General features: G+C 62.6%; 16 protein-coding genes and 3 tRNA genes. 15 read left to right on the forward strand and 4 right to left on the reverse strand.

Annotated features, from left to right (window positions below; translation table 11 throughout):
* Nucleotides 1–29: 29 nt before the first annotated feature.
* The 3 genes from ntrC to glnA form a co-directional block, all read right to left on the reverse strand.
* On the reverse strand, nucleotides 30–1607 hold the full coding sequence (gene ntrC / locus PI93_RS17295; RefSeq protein WP_039371872.1) for a nitrogen regulation protein NR(I): 1578 nt from the start codon (nucleotides 1605–1607) through the stop codon (nucleotides 30–32).
* Between the two features lie 62 nt (nucleotides 1608–1669).
* On the reverse strand, nucleotides 1670–2776 hold the full coding sequence (glnL, locus tag PI93_RS17300) for a nitrogen regulation protein NR(II) (RefSeq protein ID WP_039372082.1): 1107 nt from the start codon (nucleotides 2774–2776) through the stop codon (nucleotides 1670–1672).
* Between the two features lie 274 nt (nucleotides 2777–3050).
* On the reverse strand, nucleotides 3051–4466 hold the full coding sequence (gene glnA / locus PI93_RS17305; RefSeq protein WP_039371869.1) for a type I glutamate--ammonia ligase: 1416 nt from the start codon (nucleotides 4464–4466) through the stop codon (nucleotides 3051–3053).
* 493 nt (nucleotides 4467–4959) lie between these two features.
* On the opposite strand from glnA, the gene PI93_RS17310 reads away from it, so the two are divergent.
* The 10 genes from PI93_RS17310 to PI93_RS17350 all read left to right on the forward strand — a co-directional run bounded on the left by PI93_RS17310 (nucleotide 4960) and on the right by PI93_RS17350 (nucleotide 8532).
* Nucleotides 4960–5427, forward strand: coding sequence for a rhodanese-like domain-containing protein (locus PI93_RS17310; RefSeq protein ID WP_039371866.1), 468 nt, complete (start codon nucleotides 4960–4962; stop codon nucleotides 5425–5427).
* A 49-nt stretch (nucleotides 5428–5476) separates the two neighbouring features.
* Complete coding sequence (locus tag PI93_RS17315) at nucleotides 5477–6094, forward strand: LysE family translocator (protein WP_039371863.1); 618 nt, start codon at nucleotides 5477–5479, stop codon at nucleotides 6092–6094.
* Nucleotides 6095–6343: 249 nt separating this feature from the next.
* Nucleotides 6344–6466: a hypothetical protein gene (locus PI93_RS24950; protein WP_268893823.1), complete on the forward strand. Its 123-nt coding sequence runs from the start codon at nucleotides 6344–6346 to the stop codon at nucleotides 6464–6466.
* Between the two features lie 45 nt (nucleotides 6467–6511).
* The gene (locus PI93_RS25105) at nucleotides 6512–6676 is read left to right on the forward strand and encodes a DUF4148 domain-containing protein (protein ID WP_080759256.1); all 165 of its coding nucleotides are present in this window, start codon (nucleotides 6512–6514) and stop codon (nucleotides 6674–6676) included.
* Between the two features lie 415 nt (nucleotides 6677–7091).
* Nucleotides 7092–7331 (forward strand): hypothetical protein, encoded by a 240-nt coding sequence (locus PI93_RS17325; RefSeq protein ID WP_010804600.1) that lies wholly within the window; start codon nucleotides 7092–7094, stop codon nucleotides 7329–7331.
* Between the two features lie 174 nt (nucleotides 7332–7505).
* On the forward strand, nucleotides 7506–7691 hold the full coding sequence (locus tag PI93_RS17330) for a hypothetical protein (RefSeq protein ID WP_039371859.1): 186 nt from the start codon (nucleotides 7506–7508) through the stop codon (nucleotides 7689–7691).
* 72 nt (nucleotides 7692–7763) lie between these two features.
* Nucleotides 7764–7839 (forward strand) — tRNA-Lys (locus PI93_RS17335).
* Between the two features lie 57 nt (nucleotides 7840–7896).
* Nucleotides 7897–7972: transfer RNA gene (locus PI93_RS17340), tRNA-Lys, on the forward strand.
* Nucleotides 7973–8027: 55 nt separating this feature from the next.
* Nucleotides 8028–8103 (forward strand) — tRNA-Lys (locus tag PI93_RS17345).
* A gap of 240 nt (nucleotides 8104–8343) precedes the next feature.
* Nucleotides 8344–8532 (forward strand): glycine zipper 2TM domain-containing protein, encoded by a 189-nt coding sequence (locus tag PI93_RS17350; RefSeq protein WP_039371856.1) that lies wholly within the window; start codon nucleotides 8344–8346, stop codon nucleotides 8530–8532.
* A 27-nt stretch (nucleotides 8533–8559) separates the two neighbouring features.
* Here PI93_RS17350 and PI93_RS17355 read toward each other — a convergent pair whose 3' ends face one another.
* Nucleotides 8560–8922 (reverse strand): hypothetical protein, encoded by a 363-nt coding sequence (locus PI93_RS17355; RefSeq protein ID WP_144400340.1) that lies wholly within the window; start codon nucleotides 8920–8922, stop codon nucleotides 8560–8562.
* Nucleotides 8923–9271: 349 nt separating this feature from the next.
* Between PI93_RS17355 and PI93_RS17360 the strand changes: the two genes are divergently transcribed.
* The 5 genes from PI93_RS17360 (at nucleotide 9272) to pdxY (ending at nucleotide 16050) form a co-directional block, all read left to right on the forward strand.
* On the forward strand, nucleotides 9272–9541 hold the full coding sequence (locus PI93_RS17360) for a MoaD/ThiS family protein (RefSeq protein ID WP_039371850.1): 270 nt from the start codon (nucleotides 9272–9274) through the stop codon (nucleotides 9539–9541).
* Between the two features lie 46 nt (nucleotides 9542–9587).
* The gene (locus PI93_RS17365; RefSeq protein ID WP_039371846.1) at nucleotides 9588–10697 is read left to right on the forward strand and encodes a VPS10 domain-containing protein; all 1110 of its coding nucleotides are present in this window, start codon (nucleotides 9588–9590) and stop codon (nucleotides 10695–10697) included.
* A gap of 307 nt (nucleotides 10698–11004) precedes the next feature.
* Nucleotides 11005–12648: a methyl-accepting chemotaxis protein gene (locus PI93_RS17370; RefSeq protein ID WP_039371843.1), complete on the forward strand. Its 1644-nt coding sequence runs from the start codon at nucleotides 11005–11007 to the stop codon at nucleotides 12646–12648.
* Nucleotides 12649–12945: 297 nt separating this feature from the next.
* Nucleotides 12946–15042: an elongation factor G gene (fusA, locus tag PI93_RS17375; RefSeq protein WP_039371840.1), complete on the forward strand. Its 2097-nt coding sequence runs from the start codon at nucleotides 12946–12948 to the stop codon at nucleotides 15040–15042.
* A 150-nt stretch (nucleotides 15043–15192) separates the two neighbouring features.
* The gene (gene pdxY / locus PI93_RS17380) at nucleotides 15193–16050 is read left to right on the forward strand and encodes a pyridoxal kinase PdxY (protein ID WP_039371839.1); all 858 of its coding nucleotides are present in this window, start codon (nucleotides 15193–15195) and stop codon (nucleotides 16048–16050) included.
* The last annotated feature ends 8 nt before the right edge of the window (nucleotides 16051–16058 follow it).

Here is a 16058-nt window from a genome sequence, read left to right on the forward strand (position 1 = left end):
GTGAACCAGGGAGCCTACCGCGATTGGCGTCAGCTTTCCAGCCCCAGTTCCTGAATCTTGCGCGTAATGGTATTGCGGCCGATGCCAAGACGGCTCGCCGCTTCGACTTTGCGTCCGCGAGTGAAATCGAGCGCCTCGTTGATCAGGGCCGTCTCGAAACGGCGCGTCAACTGGTCCATGACGTCGGGCGACGCCGAGCGCAGCAAACGTGCCACTTCACGACGCAGAATCGGCTCCCAGCTCTCGGCCCCCGCCGCGTCCGACGCGCCAGGCATACCGGCCACCGCCGGCGCACCATTGATGCCCGGCGCTGCGCCTGCGGCCGCAGGCCCTGTGCCCACGCCACCGTACCCCGTAGCGCCCGCAGGCACCGATGCTGCGGCAGCGGAAGCCGATGCCGCCGCATACGCAGGCGCAGTTGCAGGTGCCCCGGTGCCCGTCATCGACGTGGGTGTCAGCGTCTGGAACTCCGGCGGCAGATCCTTGATTTCGACCGTTTGCGCCGGCGCCATGACCGTCAGCCAATTACTCAGATTTTCCAGTTGTCGCACATTGCCCGGAAACGGGAAGCGCGTCAGATGCACCAGTGCCGCTTCGCTGATGCGCTTCGTCTCGACACCCAGTTCGCGCGCGCTCTTCTGCAGGAAGTGACGTACCAGCAGCGGAATGTCCTCGTTACGCTCGCGCAACGACGGCAAACGCAGCCGAATCACGTTCAGACGGTGATACAGGTCCTCGCGGAACAGCCCCTGGCGCACACGGTCTTCCAGGTTCTGGTGGGTCGCCGCGATCACGCGGACATTCGCCTTGATCGGGCTATGCCCCCCTACCCGGTAGTAATTGCCGTCCGAAAGCACGCGCAGCAAACGCGTCTGCAAGTCCAACGGCATGTCGCCGATTTCATCGAGGAACAGCGTACCGCTCTCGGCCTGTTCAAAGCGTCCGCGCCGCGTGGATTGCGCGCCGGTGAACGCACCGCGCTCGTGACCGAACAATTCGGATTCCAGCAGATCCTTCGGAATCGCTGCCGTATTGAGCGCGATGAACGGCCCGGAAGCCCGCGGCGAATGCCGATGCAGCGCACGCGCAACCAGTTCCTTGCCCGACCCCGACTCGCCGGTGATAAGCACGGTCGCGCTCGAATGCGACAGACGGCCGATGGCACGGAACACGTCCTGCATCGCACTGGCCTGCCCAAGAATCTCGGGTTCCTCGGTGATGCGCTCGTCGTCCGTCGCCTCGCGCAAGCTCTCCTCAACGGCACGCAGAATCAGTTCGACCGCGCGATCCACGTCGAACGGCTTGGCCAGATATTCGAACGCGCCGCCCTGAAAGGCTGCGACTGCGCTATCGAGATCCGAGAAGGCGGTCATGATGATGACCGGCAATCCGGGATGCCGCTGCTTGGCCATTTGCAGCAGTTCGAGCCCGGAGCCGCCCGCCATGCGGATGTCCGAGACCAGCACCTGCGGCGAGTCGTGTTCGAGCGCCGCGCTGGCTTCGCGCGGGCCGGTAAAGCTGCGCACCGGCAGGTTGGCACGCGAGAGCGCCTTTTCCAGGACCCATCGAATCGATTGGTCGTCGTCTACTATCCAGATCGGCTTCATTGTTCACCGTGTAACGTCTATGCCCGGCCGCAGGTGCTACGGCCGACGGCGTGAGGGCCGCATCAGCCCAGGGGCAGCAGGATTCGGAAATCCGTCCGTCCGGGCCGGCTTTCGCATTCGATCAGACCATCGTGGCGCTGCACGAACGATTGCGCCAGGGTGAGTCCAAGACCACTTCCGCCATCGCGCCCGGAGACGAGCGGATAGAAGATTCGGTCACGAATGTCGGCAGGAATGCCAGGCCCGTTATCGATCACATGCAATTCCAATGCCAGCTTGTGCAATCGCTTGGCAATCGTGATCTTTCGCGCCACTCGCGTGCGCAATTCGATGCGTGCATCGCCGCGCGCGATCTGCTCGCGCAGCGCTTCGGCACCATTGCGCACAATGTTGAGCAGCGCCTGAATGAGTTGCTCCTTGTCGCCGCGAAAATCCGGCAGGCTCACGTCGTAGTCACGCTCGATCGACAAGCCTTGCGGAAACTCGGCGAGCACCACGGAACGCACGCGCTCACACACCTCGTGGATGTTCACGTCCGTGGCGATATAGGGGTGGCGATGAGGTTCGAGCAAGCGGTCAACCAGCGTTTGCAGCCTGTCGGACTCCTTGATAATGACCTGCGTGTACTCGCGCAGCTCACGCTGATCCAGCTCGAACTCCAGCAACTGCGCCGCGCCGCGAATCCCGCCCAGCGGGTTCTTGATCTCGTGCGCCAGATTGCGGATGAGCTGCTTGTTCATCAACGCCTGATCGATGATGCGTTCTTCCCGCTCGTTCTTGATCTTCTGCTCGTTCTCGATCAGTTCGACGATCACGAAGTCGGGCGCCGCTTCCGGCGCAGCCACGATCGCGTGCGTATGCAATGGCTCCTGTGCGGTGCGTTCAAGCACCAGATCGAGGCGTGTTGTCTGAAAGTGGTTGGCGATGAGATCGGCCAGCGTCGAGGCCAGCACTTCACCATTGGTGAAGACATCGTTCCACGTCATCTGCGACAGCGAACGACGCGAGAGTGCAAGCAGCGCCTCCGCCGCCGGATTGGCGAACACCACGCGCAGCGTGTGCTTCTCGAGCACCAGCAGCACGGTCGGCAGCGCTTCGAGACCCGGCAGGATACCGGTCACGGCGAGCTTCGCCTCCCAGGGCTCAATGCTCGTGTGCAGCGCCGACATATGACCGGACAATGCGGCTGCGTCAGTGGTCATTTCGGTAGCATGGTTGTCGTCATCGGCGACGGCGTGCGAGGCACGCTTCGTCTGCCCTTTCGCACCAGCGCGGACACTTTTCATCAAGGATCGAGGCGATAGATTCATGACTGGCTACGAGGTGAAGGCGCGCTGCGGATAAAAAAGGGGGACGGCCGCGGCCATCCCCCTTGCTTGTCGAGCATGACGGTCGGCCGCTGGCGTTCCGTCATGCCGGCGCATTCCCTGCGCAGCGATTCGATTACAGCGAGTAGTACAGTTCGAACTCGAGCGGGTGCGTGGTCATTGCCACGCGACGTGCTTCTTCCGTCTTGAGTGCGATGTACGAATCGAGCATGCCGTCCGTGAACACGCCACCACGGGTCAGGAACTCGCGGTCTTCGTTCAGGTACTCCAGCGCCTGTTCGAGGCTCGAGCACACGGTCGGGATCTTTGCATCCTCTTCCGGCGGCAGGTCGTACAGGTTCTTGTCGGCAGCTTCGCCCGGGTGGATCTTGTTCTGCACGCCATCCAGACCAGCCATCAGCATCGCCGAGAAAGCCAGGTACGGGTTGGCCATCGGGTCCGGGAAGCGCGCTTCGATGCGGCGGCCCTTCGGGTTGGCGACGTACGGGATACGGATCGAGGCCGAACGGTTACGGGCCGAGTAGGCCAGCTTCACCGGGGCTTCGAAGTGCGGCACGAGACGCTTGTACGAGTTCGTCGACGGGTTCGTGATGGCGTTCAGCGCGCGAGCGTGCTTGATGATGCCGCCGATGTAGTACAGAGCGAATTCCGACAGACCGCCGTAGCCGTTACCGGCGAACAGGTTCTGACCATCCTTCCAGACCGACTGGTGGATGTGCATGCCCGAGCCGTTGTCGCCCACGATCGGCTTCGGCATGAACGTGGCCGTCTTGCCGTAGCTGTGTGCCACGTTGTGCACGACGTACTTCAGGATTTGCGTCCAGTCGGCGCGCTCGACCAGCGTCGAGAACTTCGTGCCGATTTCGTTCTGGCCCTGACCTGCGACTTCGTGGTGGTGCACTTCGACCGGCACGCCCAGTTGTTCGAGCAACAGGCACATTTCCGAGCGCATGTCCTGGAACGTGTCGACCGGTGCGACCGGGAAGTAGCCGCCCTTCGTGCCCGGACGGTGGCCGGTGTTGCCGCCTTCGAAGTCCTTCGACGACGACCACGGCGCTTCTTCCGAGTTCACGCGAACGAACGTGCCCGACATGTCCGTGCTCCACTGGACCGAGTCGAAGATGAAGAATTCCGGCTCCGGACCGAAGAAGGCGGTGTCGCCCAGGCCCGTGCTCTTCAGATAGGCTTCAGCGCGCTTGGCGATGGAGCGCGGATCGCGGTCGTAACCCTTGCCGTCGGCCGGCTCGATCACGTCGCAGGTCAGCACCAGCGTGCTTTCTTCGTAGAACGGGTCGATATAGGCAGTGTTGGGGTCCGGCACCAGCAGCATGTCCGAGGCTTCGATGCCCTTCCAGCCGGCGATCGACGAACCGTCGAAAGCGTGACCGCTTTCGAACTTGTCGGCGTCGAAGTGCGACACCGGCACCGAGACGTGTTGTTCCTTGCCGCGCGTGTCGGTAAAGCGGAAGTCAACGAACTTGACGTCTTCTTCCTTGACCAGGTTAATCACATCTGCCACAGATTTGCTCATGCTATCTCCCGAAAGATTCAATCTGGCGCTGCCGGCGCTTATCGCCCGCGTCGCCGCACCCTCTTAACGAACTCCGTGTTCGGATTCGCCTGAGTAAAGCAGGAAGCGTGCCAACGCCCTGCCAACGCCCCTCTCCTCGCTCTCGCCCTCTGATTTCTAAGGAAATAATCGATTCTGGTGCGTCCAGCCTCGAATTCCCGCTCATGGGCCCAAATTCTCCATTCCGGTGCAACAAACCCCAAAAATGACCGCTGTTGGTGCATTTGGCGATTATGCACCTTTTCGGTGCTCACGGACGAATGCCGCGAACCGAAGTTGTGCACCCCGATGCACCGTCCTAAAGCACCATGTCATGTCATGCACGGGCCCGCCTTCAATCAATCAACGCTGCATCCGGCCCGCCTCGCCGATGTCCCATGTCACCTAAAGCGCATCTCGCACGAAGTGCACGCTAGAATGAAGGACAACCATCGACTAACGAGATCACAGCAATATGACAAGCGCCAAAGCCATTCTCGATCAAGCCATCCAACGTCGCGCCACCGGCCAGCTCGCCTACGCTGGCGCCGTCACGCCGGAAGAAGCCCTGGCGCTCCTTAACGCCGATGCCAACGTTCGCCTGATCGACGTGCGCACACGCGCCGAACTCGATTGGGTCGGCCGCCCGCAAGTGCCCGATGGCCAATACGCCAATGTCGAATGGGTGCGTTACCCCGGGGGCGTGCCCAACGAGCACTTTCTCGAGCAACTCGCCTCGCAAACGCCTGACAAGACCACGCCGCTACTGTTCCTGTGCCGCAGCGCGGCCCGCTCGAAAGCGGCGGCGAAAGTCGCCTTCGAGGCAGGTTATACGCAGTCGTTCGACATCCTGGAAGGCTTCGAAGGTGACAAGGACAGCGAAGGCCACCGCAAACATGTGAGCGGCTGGTGCTTCCGCGGCCTTCCCTGGCTCGGTGCCTGAGCCGCTTTTCAGACAACGCTGATCGTCATCAACGCGAGGAGACGCCGAGATGGATTGGACTCACTTGCTGACTTTCGCCCTCGCCCTGTTCGTGGGCGCAGGCACCCCGGGACCCGGTATCGCGGCCATCGTTGCACGCGTTCTCGGGCGCGGCATGCAGGGGGCGATTGCCTTCTCGGCGGGCGTGGCAATCGGCGACGTGGTCTGGCTCACGCTGGCCGTGCTCGGCGTGGCCGCACTGGCGCATACGTTCTCGGGCATCTTCCTGGCGATCAAATACTTGGGCGCCGCATACCTGCTCTATCTCGCATGGAAGATGTGGCATGCGCCGGCCATCGCCCCGACGGAGCCGATGACGGACGCGCCCCGCGAAAAATCGTGGCGACTGTTTCTCGGCGGCCTGTCCGTCACGATGGGCAACCCGAAGGTCGTGGTGTTCTACTTCGCCCTGCTGCCCAACCTGCTCGACCTTCAGAAAGTCACGGCGCTCGGCTATATCGAAGTCGTGGGTGTCACGCTGACTGTGCTCTCGATCGTGTTCGGCAGCTACATCGTGCTCGCCGCTCGCGCACGTCGACTGCTCAGTTCGGCACGCGCCGTGAAGCGCCTGAATCGTGCGACCGGCACCGTCATGGCCGGCGCGGCAGTCGCCATCGCCACACGCTGAGCGTCATCCCCGTCTTTCCCGCAACATCGCAAACGCCACCCCTCGGGTGGCGTTTTTGCTTCGCGAGCCCCTCGCGCATTGTTGCGAATCCCGTAAGTATTTATTCCCTTTATTGCCGTTTTTCTGCGATAGCCAGACGCTTAGACTCTGTTCACGGTCGCACACAACGCATACCGCGTCGTCACAAACGCCACGCCGGTACCGATGCATTGCGCGCCCCCGCAGCACAGAAGAACAGGAGTTATCGTCATGAATCGCAAGCTCATCGCCTCTGCCCTAATGTCAGCCGTCATGGCCACCGCAGCCGGCACCGCCTTCGCACAAAGCGCCCGCACCAGCGACGCGTATCCGGAAGGCTCCCAATTCGCCTAGGTCACGCAAACGTCGCAAGTCACGCGCGAGCAAGTTCGCCAGGAACTGGCCGACGCACGCGCTCAGGGTCTGATCCCGCAGAACGATTACGAGTATCCGGTCCTCAATTCGCTGTCGCAGAGCAACGCGCCAGGCAAGACGCGCGCTCAGGTGTACGAAGAACTCGTGCGCGCGCGCCAGAACGGCGAGATGAAGTACTCGAACCCGTAAGACGTCACATCGCACACGCTCTCATCCGGACACCGGCCGTCGCCCGCACCGAGTGGTTGCAGATGACGCCGGACTGACCGTCCCTCGTCGTGTTGCCGTACCCCGGCAGCACGACGTGACGCACACAGGCGGGACGGCATCGCCTGCCTGTGTTGCGTCACCTCGTATTGTCCCGCCGGCAGGCGCGCGCCCACGCCTTACCGGGCGAACCGTCATGCCCCCGACCAGTTCTCTTCCCCTCTGGTCCGGCAAGCACCGACGGCTCCCCACGGGCGCATCTCCTGTCGCCATGCGTTCCCCGTTATCGCATGGGACCTTCGCCCGCCCCCCGCCCAGGGAGCGGGCTTTTTTCGTGTGCGGCGCAAGGTGCGTGCTACCATGCAGCCGTTTCAATTTGCATAGACAGGATCATCCGGTGAGTCAGATCGAATTCGATATCGAATGGACCGAGCGCGCGGCAAAGAAGGCCGAAAAGCTCGTCCCCAAGGGCACTCCTCTCGCGTTGCCGCCGATCGAATGCATGCCGGCCGAAGGCGACGTGCTGTTCCTCGGTCAGGGCGACAAGAAGCAACCGTTTATCGTGGTGGAGCGTCAGTATCATCACGAAGGCGAAGACGCGTGGACGATCGTCCTGATTCTCGACCTGCCCGAATAACGTTGATGTCCATTCGCGACGTTCGACTCGACTGAATCGGACAGATCGCAATACAACAACGCACGGCGCAGCCACTGGGGAAATCCCGGTTGTCGCGCCGCTTTGCTTGGAACGGTCCGCTTTCTATACTGGAATCGCGTTTTCACTCATGCGATAGCGGCAGGGAGATCGATCATGATCATGCCCCACCTTTCCAACGCCCAACTCGTCAGCATGTTTGCGATCGCCGTCTTCGGCGCGATCGTCGTGGGTGCCATGCCCTGCAAGGGCGCTATTCGAATGTGCTGGCGCTCGCTGCTCGTGGTTGTCGGCGCGGTCCTCGCGGTATTGGCGTTTGAGCTGGTTCCGCTGCTCGCCTGAGACCTTTTTTGCGGATTTTCACCATTTAGGGTTGACCCCCTGCGGAAGAGCCGATATTATCTCGGTCTCGTTGGGGCGTTAGCTCAGTTGGTAGAGCAGCGGACTCTTAATCCGTAGGTCGAGTGTTCGAGTCACTCACGCCCCACCAAACGAATTCTGAAAAAGGCTGCGTTGCCGTGCAGCCTTTTTTATTCCCGGTTGCATCGGGGCGTTAGCTCAGTTGGTAGAGCAGCGGACTCTTAATCCGTAGGTCGAGTGTTCGAGTCACTCACGCCCCACCAAAGTCATACAGAAAAGGCAGCATCGCATGCGGTCTTTTTTGTTCCCGGCTGCACCGGGGCGTTAGCTCAGTTGGTAGAGCAGCGGACTCTTAATCCGTAGGTCGAGTGTTCGAGTCACTCACGCCCCACCAGATACCCGCAAGGGCCGCACATCGTGCGGCCCTTGTCGTTTCTGCCCCGCCCTTGCGCTCTGCGCCGCCGCTTCCGCCATCGACACCCGCTACCCTCACTGCGCCACTTGCCGTTGCGCCTGTCGTCCTATTCCTACAGTCGATTCAGTCGTAACCGATAGTGTGCACAGTACAAGCCATCTAAGCTGGATTCATGTCGCTGCGCCGCGCGCGGCGCACACATGCCACAGGAGACTCATCATGAAAACGGCGAAGTCGATTCTCGTTGTCATCACCGCGCTCGCTATGGGCTCGTCGATCCTCGGCTGCACACTCGGCGGTGCCGCGGCAGGGGGTGTCATCGGTCACGAGGCCACCGGCGGCAGCACCGCCGGTACCATTGGCGGCGCCGTCGTCGGCGGCGTCATCGGTCACGAACTGGGTAAGTAATCCCCGTCGCGGACGCGTGGCTTGCCGTCAACGCCCCACGGCATAGAGCGGGGTGTTGACGGCGTAGCCATACAGGATCAGCACTTCGCCTGCGATCGCGTCTCCGGCCGCCCTCGCCTGCACCTCGCTCGCATAGCGTTTCGCCTGTGCCGTGCACGACACGTAATGTCGCCCGCCCCCCTTTAGCGTGCCGTCGTGACGGCCGACGAACGCCGCCTGACGCACACTCCAGAGAAAATAACCTTCGCACTTCGCGATCTCCGGCGGACGCCGGACCGTCGCATCCTCCTTCTGCGAGGCTTCTCCCGCCCGGTGCAACCGCCACTGACGCTTGATCGCCGCATCGGACCAACGTCCCATGCCAATGTCTTTTCCTTTCCCTTTTGCCATTGCTCCCTCCTGGAATTTACCCGCGGCACTGCGCTCGTGGGCACGCCAATAATGGTGAACAATAAAGAGGTGAATGGGGGATGGGGAGTGTCCGATATGCGAGGCCACACCCTGTGACGACGCTTCCCCGGCGTCGACACTCACAGATCGTCATCCAAAGGACACCAGATAGCGCCCTGCCGCGTCGCGTATGGCCGCAGCACGCGTTATTTCCTGAGGAACATAGCGCAGCGTCCACGCGACGATATCGAAATGCACACTGCGCGAGGCGTTCTCATTGTCTACACTGAAAGTCTCGTTCTCATCGCATGCGGGTTCGTGCGTCGCCACGACATCCGCATGATCGGGTATGGCGACCGTCACCTTTGCACCCGCAATTCAGCGCCACGTCAGCGTGGACGCCCAATCCGTCGATGGCCAGACCGTTCACGACGCGCTCGCGCAATGCGTTGCGCATGCGCCAGATCTGCGCGGTTATCTGTTCAACGATCAGGGCCGGTTACGCGCACACGTCGCCGTCTTTGTCGACGGATGGCTGATCCGCGACCGTCGCTCGCTGAGCGACCCGCTACAGAACGCCAGTCGCGTGTACGTGGCGCAAGCACTCTCGGGCGGATGAACCGGCGGGCAACGCACAAGACCCGCATGCATCAAGGAGGAAGACTGTGGAACATGTCACCGGAGCCACGCTACTGGTCGCCACCCGCAAGGGTTTGTTCACATGGCAGCGTGAGGGCACCGTCTGGCGATTGATGTCGAACACGCCCGACTTTCCCGGCGAGCCCGTCAGCATGGTGCTGCACGACGCGCGCGATGGAACGGATTACGCCGCGCTCAATCTCGGACACTTCGGCGTGAAACTCTGGTGCCGCACGCGCAATGCAGACGCATGGACCGAACTCCCGCCACCGGCGTTTGCCCCGCAAACACAGCAGTCCGAACCACCCTCCGGCGAGGCGCCATCGGTCGATCTGCTTTGGTCGCTGGAAGCGGCGGGCCCGGACGCCCCCGGTGTCCTCTGGGCCGGCACGATTCCCGGCGGCCTGTTCCGCTCGGCCGACCACGGGCAGCACTGGGCGTTGGTGCAGAGTCTGTGGGATCGCCCGGAGCGCGCCGAGTGGATGGGCGGCGGCTACGATCACGCGGGCATCCATTCGATCTGCATCGATCCCCACGACAGCCGGCAGGTGATGGTCGCCGTGTCGACCGGTGGCGTCTGGCGCACGCGCGACGACGGTCAAACTTGGGCGCTGGCGGCGAGCGGCATGGAAGCCGATTACATGCCGCCCGAGCGACGTCTCGATCCTAACGCGCAGGACGTTCACCGGCTCGTGCAATGCCGCGATGCACCCAACGCCTTGTGGGCGCAGCATCACAACGGCATCTTTCGCACTCTCGATTACGGTGCGTCCTGGCGACGGATTCAGGCGGCCCCGTCGAGTTTCGGTTTTGCCGTTGCGGTCGATCCGCACGACCCGGACGTGGCGTGGTTCGTGCCGGCGCAACGCGATGCCTGCCGCATCCCGGTCGACGCGCGGCTTGTCGTCACCCGCACGCGTGACGGCGGCGAGTCGTTCACCGCACTGTCCCACGGGCTGCCGGAAACTCCCTCCTACGATCTGATCTATCGCCACGGCCTCGACATCGACGCCACCGGCCGCACGCTCGCCATGGGCTCGACGACCGGCGCGCTATGGATCAGCAACAACGCCGGCGAGCAATGGGAATGCGTCTCGGCGCACTTGCCGCCCGTCTATGCCGTGCGCTTCGTCTAGTTTTTCTGTCGGCGTTCGCCTCACGACGCATCCCGTCGTTTACCCCGCCTGTATGTAGGAAAACCTTCAGTTGTCGTATTTTGCGTCGTATACGAAGGTAGACGGACAGGCTTCATCGAATCCCCCCGTCACGCGTCGCCGGACATGTCACACGTGTCGAACCCGACGCGTGAGCCAACGTCGCGTCAGTGCTTCATCCATCGTATCGACGCGTTCTACGGCAGACCGGCGACCACTCCTCGACACGCCGTGAGCCACACGTCACCCGTGTCGTCCCGGCATCAAATCCCTATAAGGAGTCACTTCTATGCGAATCGCCGACCTGAAGATCCGAACCCGGCTTGCCATCGGCTTCGGCACGTTGCTAGTCCTGCTGCTGACCATGCTGATCATCGCGCTGGTACGTTTCGTCGCCATCGAGCGTGCCAACGAAGAACTGCTCACCCGCGCGTGGGCCAAGGCCGATGCCGCGCACAGCATCGACGCCATGGTGCGAGGCAATGCGCGCCGCCTGATGGAGATCGTCATCACCACCGACGCCGCCCAACGCAACGCGCTGAACCAGCGCATCGATGCCAACCTCACACACATCGCCAAGGCGCAGGAAGTGCTCGACAAGTACGTGACGTCGGCAAAGGGCAAGCAGTTGCTCGGCGCCCTGCGGCAACACAATGAGGCGTTTCTGAAAGCGCGTGGCAGCGTGATCGCCGAGTTGGGTGCCGATCAGCGCGATAGCGCCCTGCGCATTGCACAGCAGGACGCCCTGCCCGCCCTCGACGCCATGCAGGCGGAAGCCATCGACCTGGTCACGCTCCAGCAAAAGATCGTCGACGACACCGGTGCCGCCACGAGCGCCGACATCGTCTTCGCCAAATGGCTGCTCGCCGCCATTGGCGCCGCGGCAGCCGTTATCGGCATCGTTGCCGCCTTGTCGGTCACGCGCAGCATCACGCGTCCGCTTGCGCGTGCGGTCGAAGTCGCCGAGCGTGTGGCGAAAGGCGATCTTTCGAGCCGCATCGAGGTGACGAGCCGCGACGAAACCGGCCAACTGATGGCGGCCCTCAAACACATGAATGAAAGTCTCGATCAGATCGTGCGGCGCGTGCGCAGCGGCACGGCCGCCATCGCGTCCGCATCGGGGCAATTGCTCGCGGGCAACACCGACTTGTCGGCACGCACCGAAGAGCAGGCCGCATCGCTTGAAGAGACCGCCTCGTCGATGGAGCAACTGACCGCGACGGTGCGCCAGAATGCGGACAACGCGCGTCAGGCAAGTCAACTGGCGGCGAACGCTTCGGAGATCGCGGGCGAAGGTGGGCGCGTTGTCGAACGCGCCGTGACGTCGATGCAAGACATCGCAGCAAGCTCGGCGAAGATCAACGACATCATCGGGGTGATCGACGGCATCGCCTTCCAGACGAACATCCTCGCCCTGAACGCCGCCGTCGAAGCCGCGCGTGCCGGTGAACAAGGCCGTGGCTTCGCCGTGGTCGCCGGGGAAGTCCGCACGCTCGCCCAGCGCAGTGCGGCCGCCGCCAAGGAGATCAAGGCGCTCATCGAAACGTCGGTCGGCAAGGTTCAGGACGGTTCATCCCAGGTGCTCGATGCCGGTCGCACGATGACCGAGATCGTGCAGGCCGTGCAGCGCGTGACCGACATCATGGGTGAGATCTCGGCGGCATCGAGCGAGCAATCGGGGGGCATCGAGCAGGTCAACACCGCCGTCATGCAGATGGATCAGGTCACGCAGCAAAATGCGGCGCTTGTCGAAGAGGCCACTGCCGCTGCCGGGTCGCTGGAGGATCAGGCCCGTCAACTGCGCGAAGCCGTCGCGGTATTCCGACTCGCCGGCGGCGACGCCGATGTGTCAGGTCACGACGACGCCGACGTCGCCGCCAACGGCCCGCGCGGGGCAGTGCTCGCGTTTGCCCGTCAACGTCAGGTGGCGTAACCCCGAAACCCCGTACCCCATCGGTGCCTCGGTGCCCGAGCCCATGGGCGCCTGACTGACCACCGCCCCGGCGATGTTGCCGGGGCATGGCGGCACGTCGTCCGACGGCCGCAAAATGCATGGGGTTGCGAAGCGTTGCCAAGGGTTTCGGCCGCCCGTGACACGCGGCCGCAGGCCGTCGCAAATCCCCATGCTTGCTGGTTTTTCGTCCGTTGTCATGCTCAGCGCGGCAATGCAACATTGGAGTATGATGGCTGCTGCTATGCTTTTTCCCACCGTCTGGAAAAGAGGTGTACCGTGGCCCGAAAGACCCCCATCGAGCGCTACCGAAACATCGGCATCAGTGCTCATATCGACGCTGGCAAAACAACGACGACCGAACGCATCCTGTTTTACACGGGCGTCAATCACAAGCTGGGCGAAGTCCACGAAGGCGCTGCCACGATGGACTGGATGGAGCAGGAACAAGAACGCGGCATCACGATCACGTCCGCCGCGACGACCTGCTTCTGGCGCGGCATGGCCGGCAACTATCCCGAGCATCGCATCAACATCATCGACACCCCTGGCCACGTCGACTTCACCATTGAAGTCGAGCGGTCGATGCGCGTGCTCGACGGCGCGTGCATGGTCTACGATTCGGTCGGCGGCGTGCAGCCGCAATCCGAGACGGTCTGGCGTCAGGCCAACAAATACAAGGTGCCGCGCATCGCGTTCGTCAACAAGATGGACCGCGTGGGCGCCGACTTCTTCCGTGTCTACAAACAGATTCACGAACGTCTGCGCGGCAATGCCGTGCCGATTCAGATCCCCATTGGCGCCGAGGACAATTTCCAGGGCGTGGTCGATCTCGTGAAGATGAAAGGCATCGTCTGGGACGAAGAATCGAAGGGCGTGAAGTTCGAGTACATCGACATTCCCGCCAACCTCAAGGACGCGGCGCAGGAATGGCACGAGAAAATGATCGAAGCCGCCGCCGAAGCCGATGAGGCGCTGCTCGAGAAGTATCTCGGCGGCGAGACGCTGACCGAAGCGGAAATCCAGGCCGGCTTGCGCAAACGCACTGTGGCCGGCGAGATCGTGCCGATGCTGTGCGGCACCGCCTTCAAGAACAAGGGCGTGCAAGCCATGCTCGACGCCGTGATCGATTACCTGCCCTCGCCTGTCGACGTGCCCGCTATCGCCGGTCACGACGAGGACGACAAGGAAATCGAGCGCCATCCGTCGGATGACGAACCGTTCGCCGCCCTCGCCTTCAAGATCATGACCGACCCGTTCGTCGGTCAGTTGATCTTCTTCCGCGTGTACTCCGGCGTGATCGAGTCGGGCGGCACCGTGCTCAATCCGCTCAAGAGCAAGAAGGAGCGTCTGGGGCGCATTCTGCAGATGCACGCGAACACGCGTCAGGAACTCAAGGAAGTGCGCGCGGGCGACATTGCCGCCGCGGTGGGCCTGAAGGAAGCAACGACCGGCGACACGCTGTGCGATCCGAACGCCGTCATCATTCTGGAGAAGATGGACTTCCCGGAGCCGGTGATTTCGCAGGCTGTCGAGCCGAAGACGAAGGCCGATCAGGAAAAGATGGGCCTCGCGCTCAATCGTCTCGCGCAGGAAGATCCGTCATTCCGCGTGCAGACCGACGAAGAGTCGGGGCAGACGATCATCTCCGGCATGGGCGAGTTGCACCTCGAAATTCTGGTCGATCGCATGCGTCGCGAGTTCGGCGTGGAGGCGACCGTCGGCAAACCGCAGGTCGCCTATCGCGAAACGGTTCGCAAGAAAGTCGAGGACGTGCAGGGCAAATTCGTCAAGCAATCGGGCGGGCGCGGCCAGTATGGCGACGTGGTCATCTCGCTCGAGCCGGACAAGGAAAAACCTTACGAATTCGTCGACGCGATCAAGGGCGGTGTCGTGCCGCGCGAGTACATTCCGGCCGTGGACAAAGGCATTCGCGAGACGCTCAACAGTGGCGTGGTGGCCGGCTACCCGGTCGTCAACGTGAAAGTCACGCTCACCTTCGGCTCGTACCACGACGTGGACTCGAACGAAAACGCCTTCCGCATGGCCGGTTCGATGGCGTTCAAAGAGGCGATGCGCCGAGCCGAGCCGGTGTTGCTCGAGCCGATGATGGCCGTGGAAGTCGAAACGCCCGAAGAGTTCATGGGTAACGTGATGGGCGACCTCTCGGGACGCCGCGGCATCATGCAGGGCATGGACGACATTGTGGGCGGCGGCAAAATCGTGCGCGCCGAAGTGCCTCTGTCGGAAATGTTCGGCTACTCCACCTCGTTACGCTCCCTCACGCAGGGGCGCGCCACTTATACGATGGAATTCAAGCACTACGCCGAAGCGCCGAAGAACGTGGCCGACGCCATCATTTCATCGAAGAAGTAACGCAGTAGACGTCAGTGTGGCGGCGCAGCCTCCCTGCCCGCCACACCGACGCTCAACGCCCGCGACGGCGACGCTTTCGTCTTCCGACGGGATCGTTCCGTTGGCGGGCGTTGTCCTTCTCGCCTGCTCGCCCTCGCGCACTACACCCACATGAAAAACATTCTCAGCATCCAGTCCCATGTCGTGTTCGGCCATGCCGGCAACAGCGCCGCCGAGTTTCCGATGCGGCGCCTGGGGGTCAACGTCTGGCCGATCAACACGGTGCAGTTCTCGAATCACACGCAGTACGGCAAATGGACCGGTCAGGCACTGCCCAGCGAGGAGATCCTGCGGTTGGTCGAGGGCATCGCCGACATTGGAGAGCTGGGCCATTGCGACGCCGTACTCTCCGGTTACCTCGGCGCCGCCGAGCAGGCCGGCTATGTGCTCGCGGCCGTGCAACGCGTCAAGCAGGCCAATCCTGCCGCGATTTATCTGTGCGACCCGGTAATGGGTCATCCCGAGAAAGGGTGTCAGGTCAAACCGGGCATCGAGCAGTTCCTCGTCGAACACATGCCGGCGGCCACCGACATCATGACGCCCAATCATCTTGAGCTGGAGAAGCTCTCGCAGCATCCGATCGATACGTTCGAAGATGCCGTGGCCGCCTGTCGCGCGCTGCTCGAGCGCGGTCCGAAGATGGTGCTCGTCAAACATCTGGAGTACGCCGGCAAGCCCGCCGACCGGTTCGACATGTTGGTCGTGACGAACGACGAGGCATGGCACGGCCACCGGCCGCTGTATCCGTTCTCGCGTCAGCCGGTGGGCGTGGGCGACCTGACCTCGGGGGTCTTTCTCGCACAATGGCTCAAAGGCGATACCGTGCGTGCGGCGTTCGAGCACACGCTGGCAGCCGTCGATGCCGTGCTCAGGGCCACCCATCTCGCCGGCCGTTACGAGCTGGAAATCGTTCGGGCACAAGACGAGATCGTGTCGCCGCCGCGCCGGTATGAGGCACAGGCGGTCTGAGAGCAACA

This window comes from Pandoraea fibrosis, assembly GCF_000807775.2.
GTDB classification, from domain to species: domain Bacteria; phylum Pseudomonadota; class Gammaproteobacteria; order Burkholderiales; family Burkholderiaceae; genus Pandoraea; species Pandoraea fibrosis.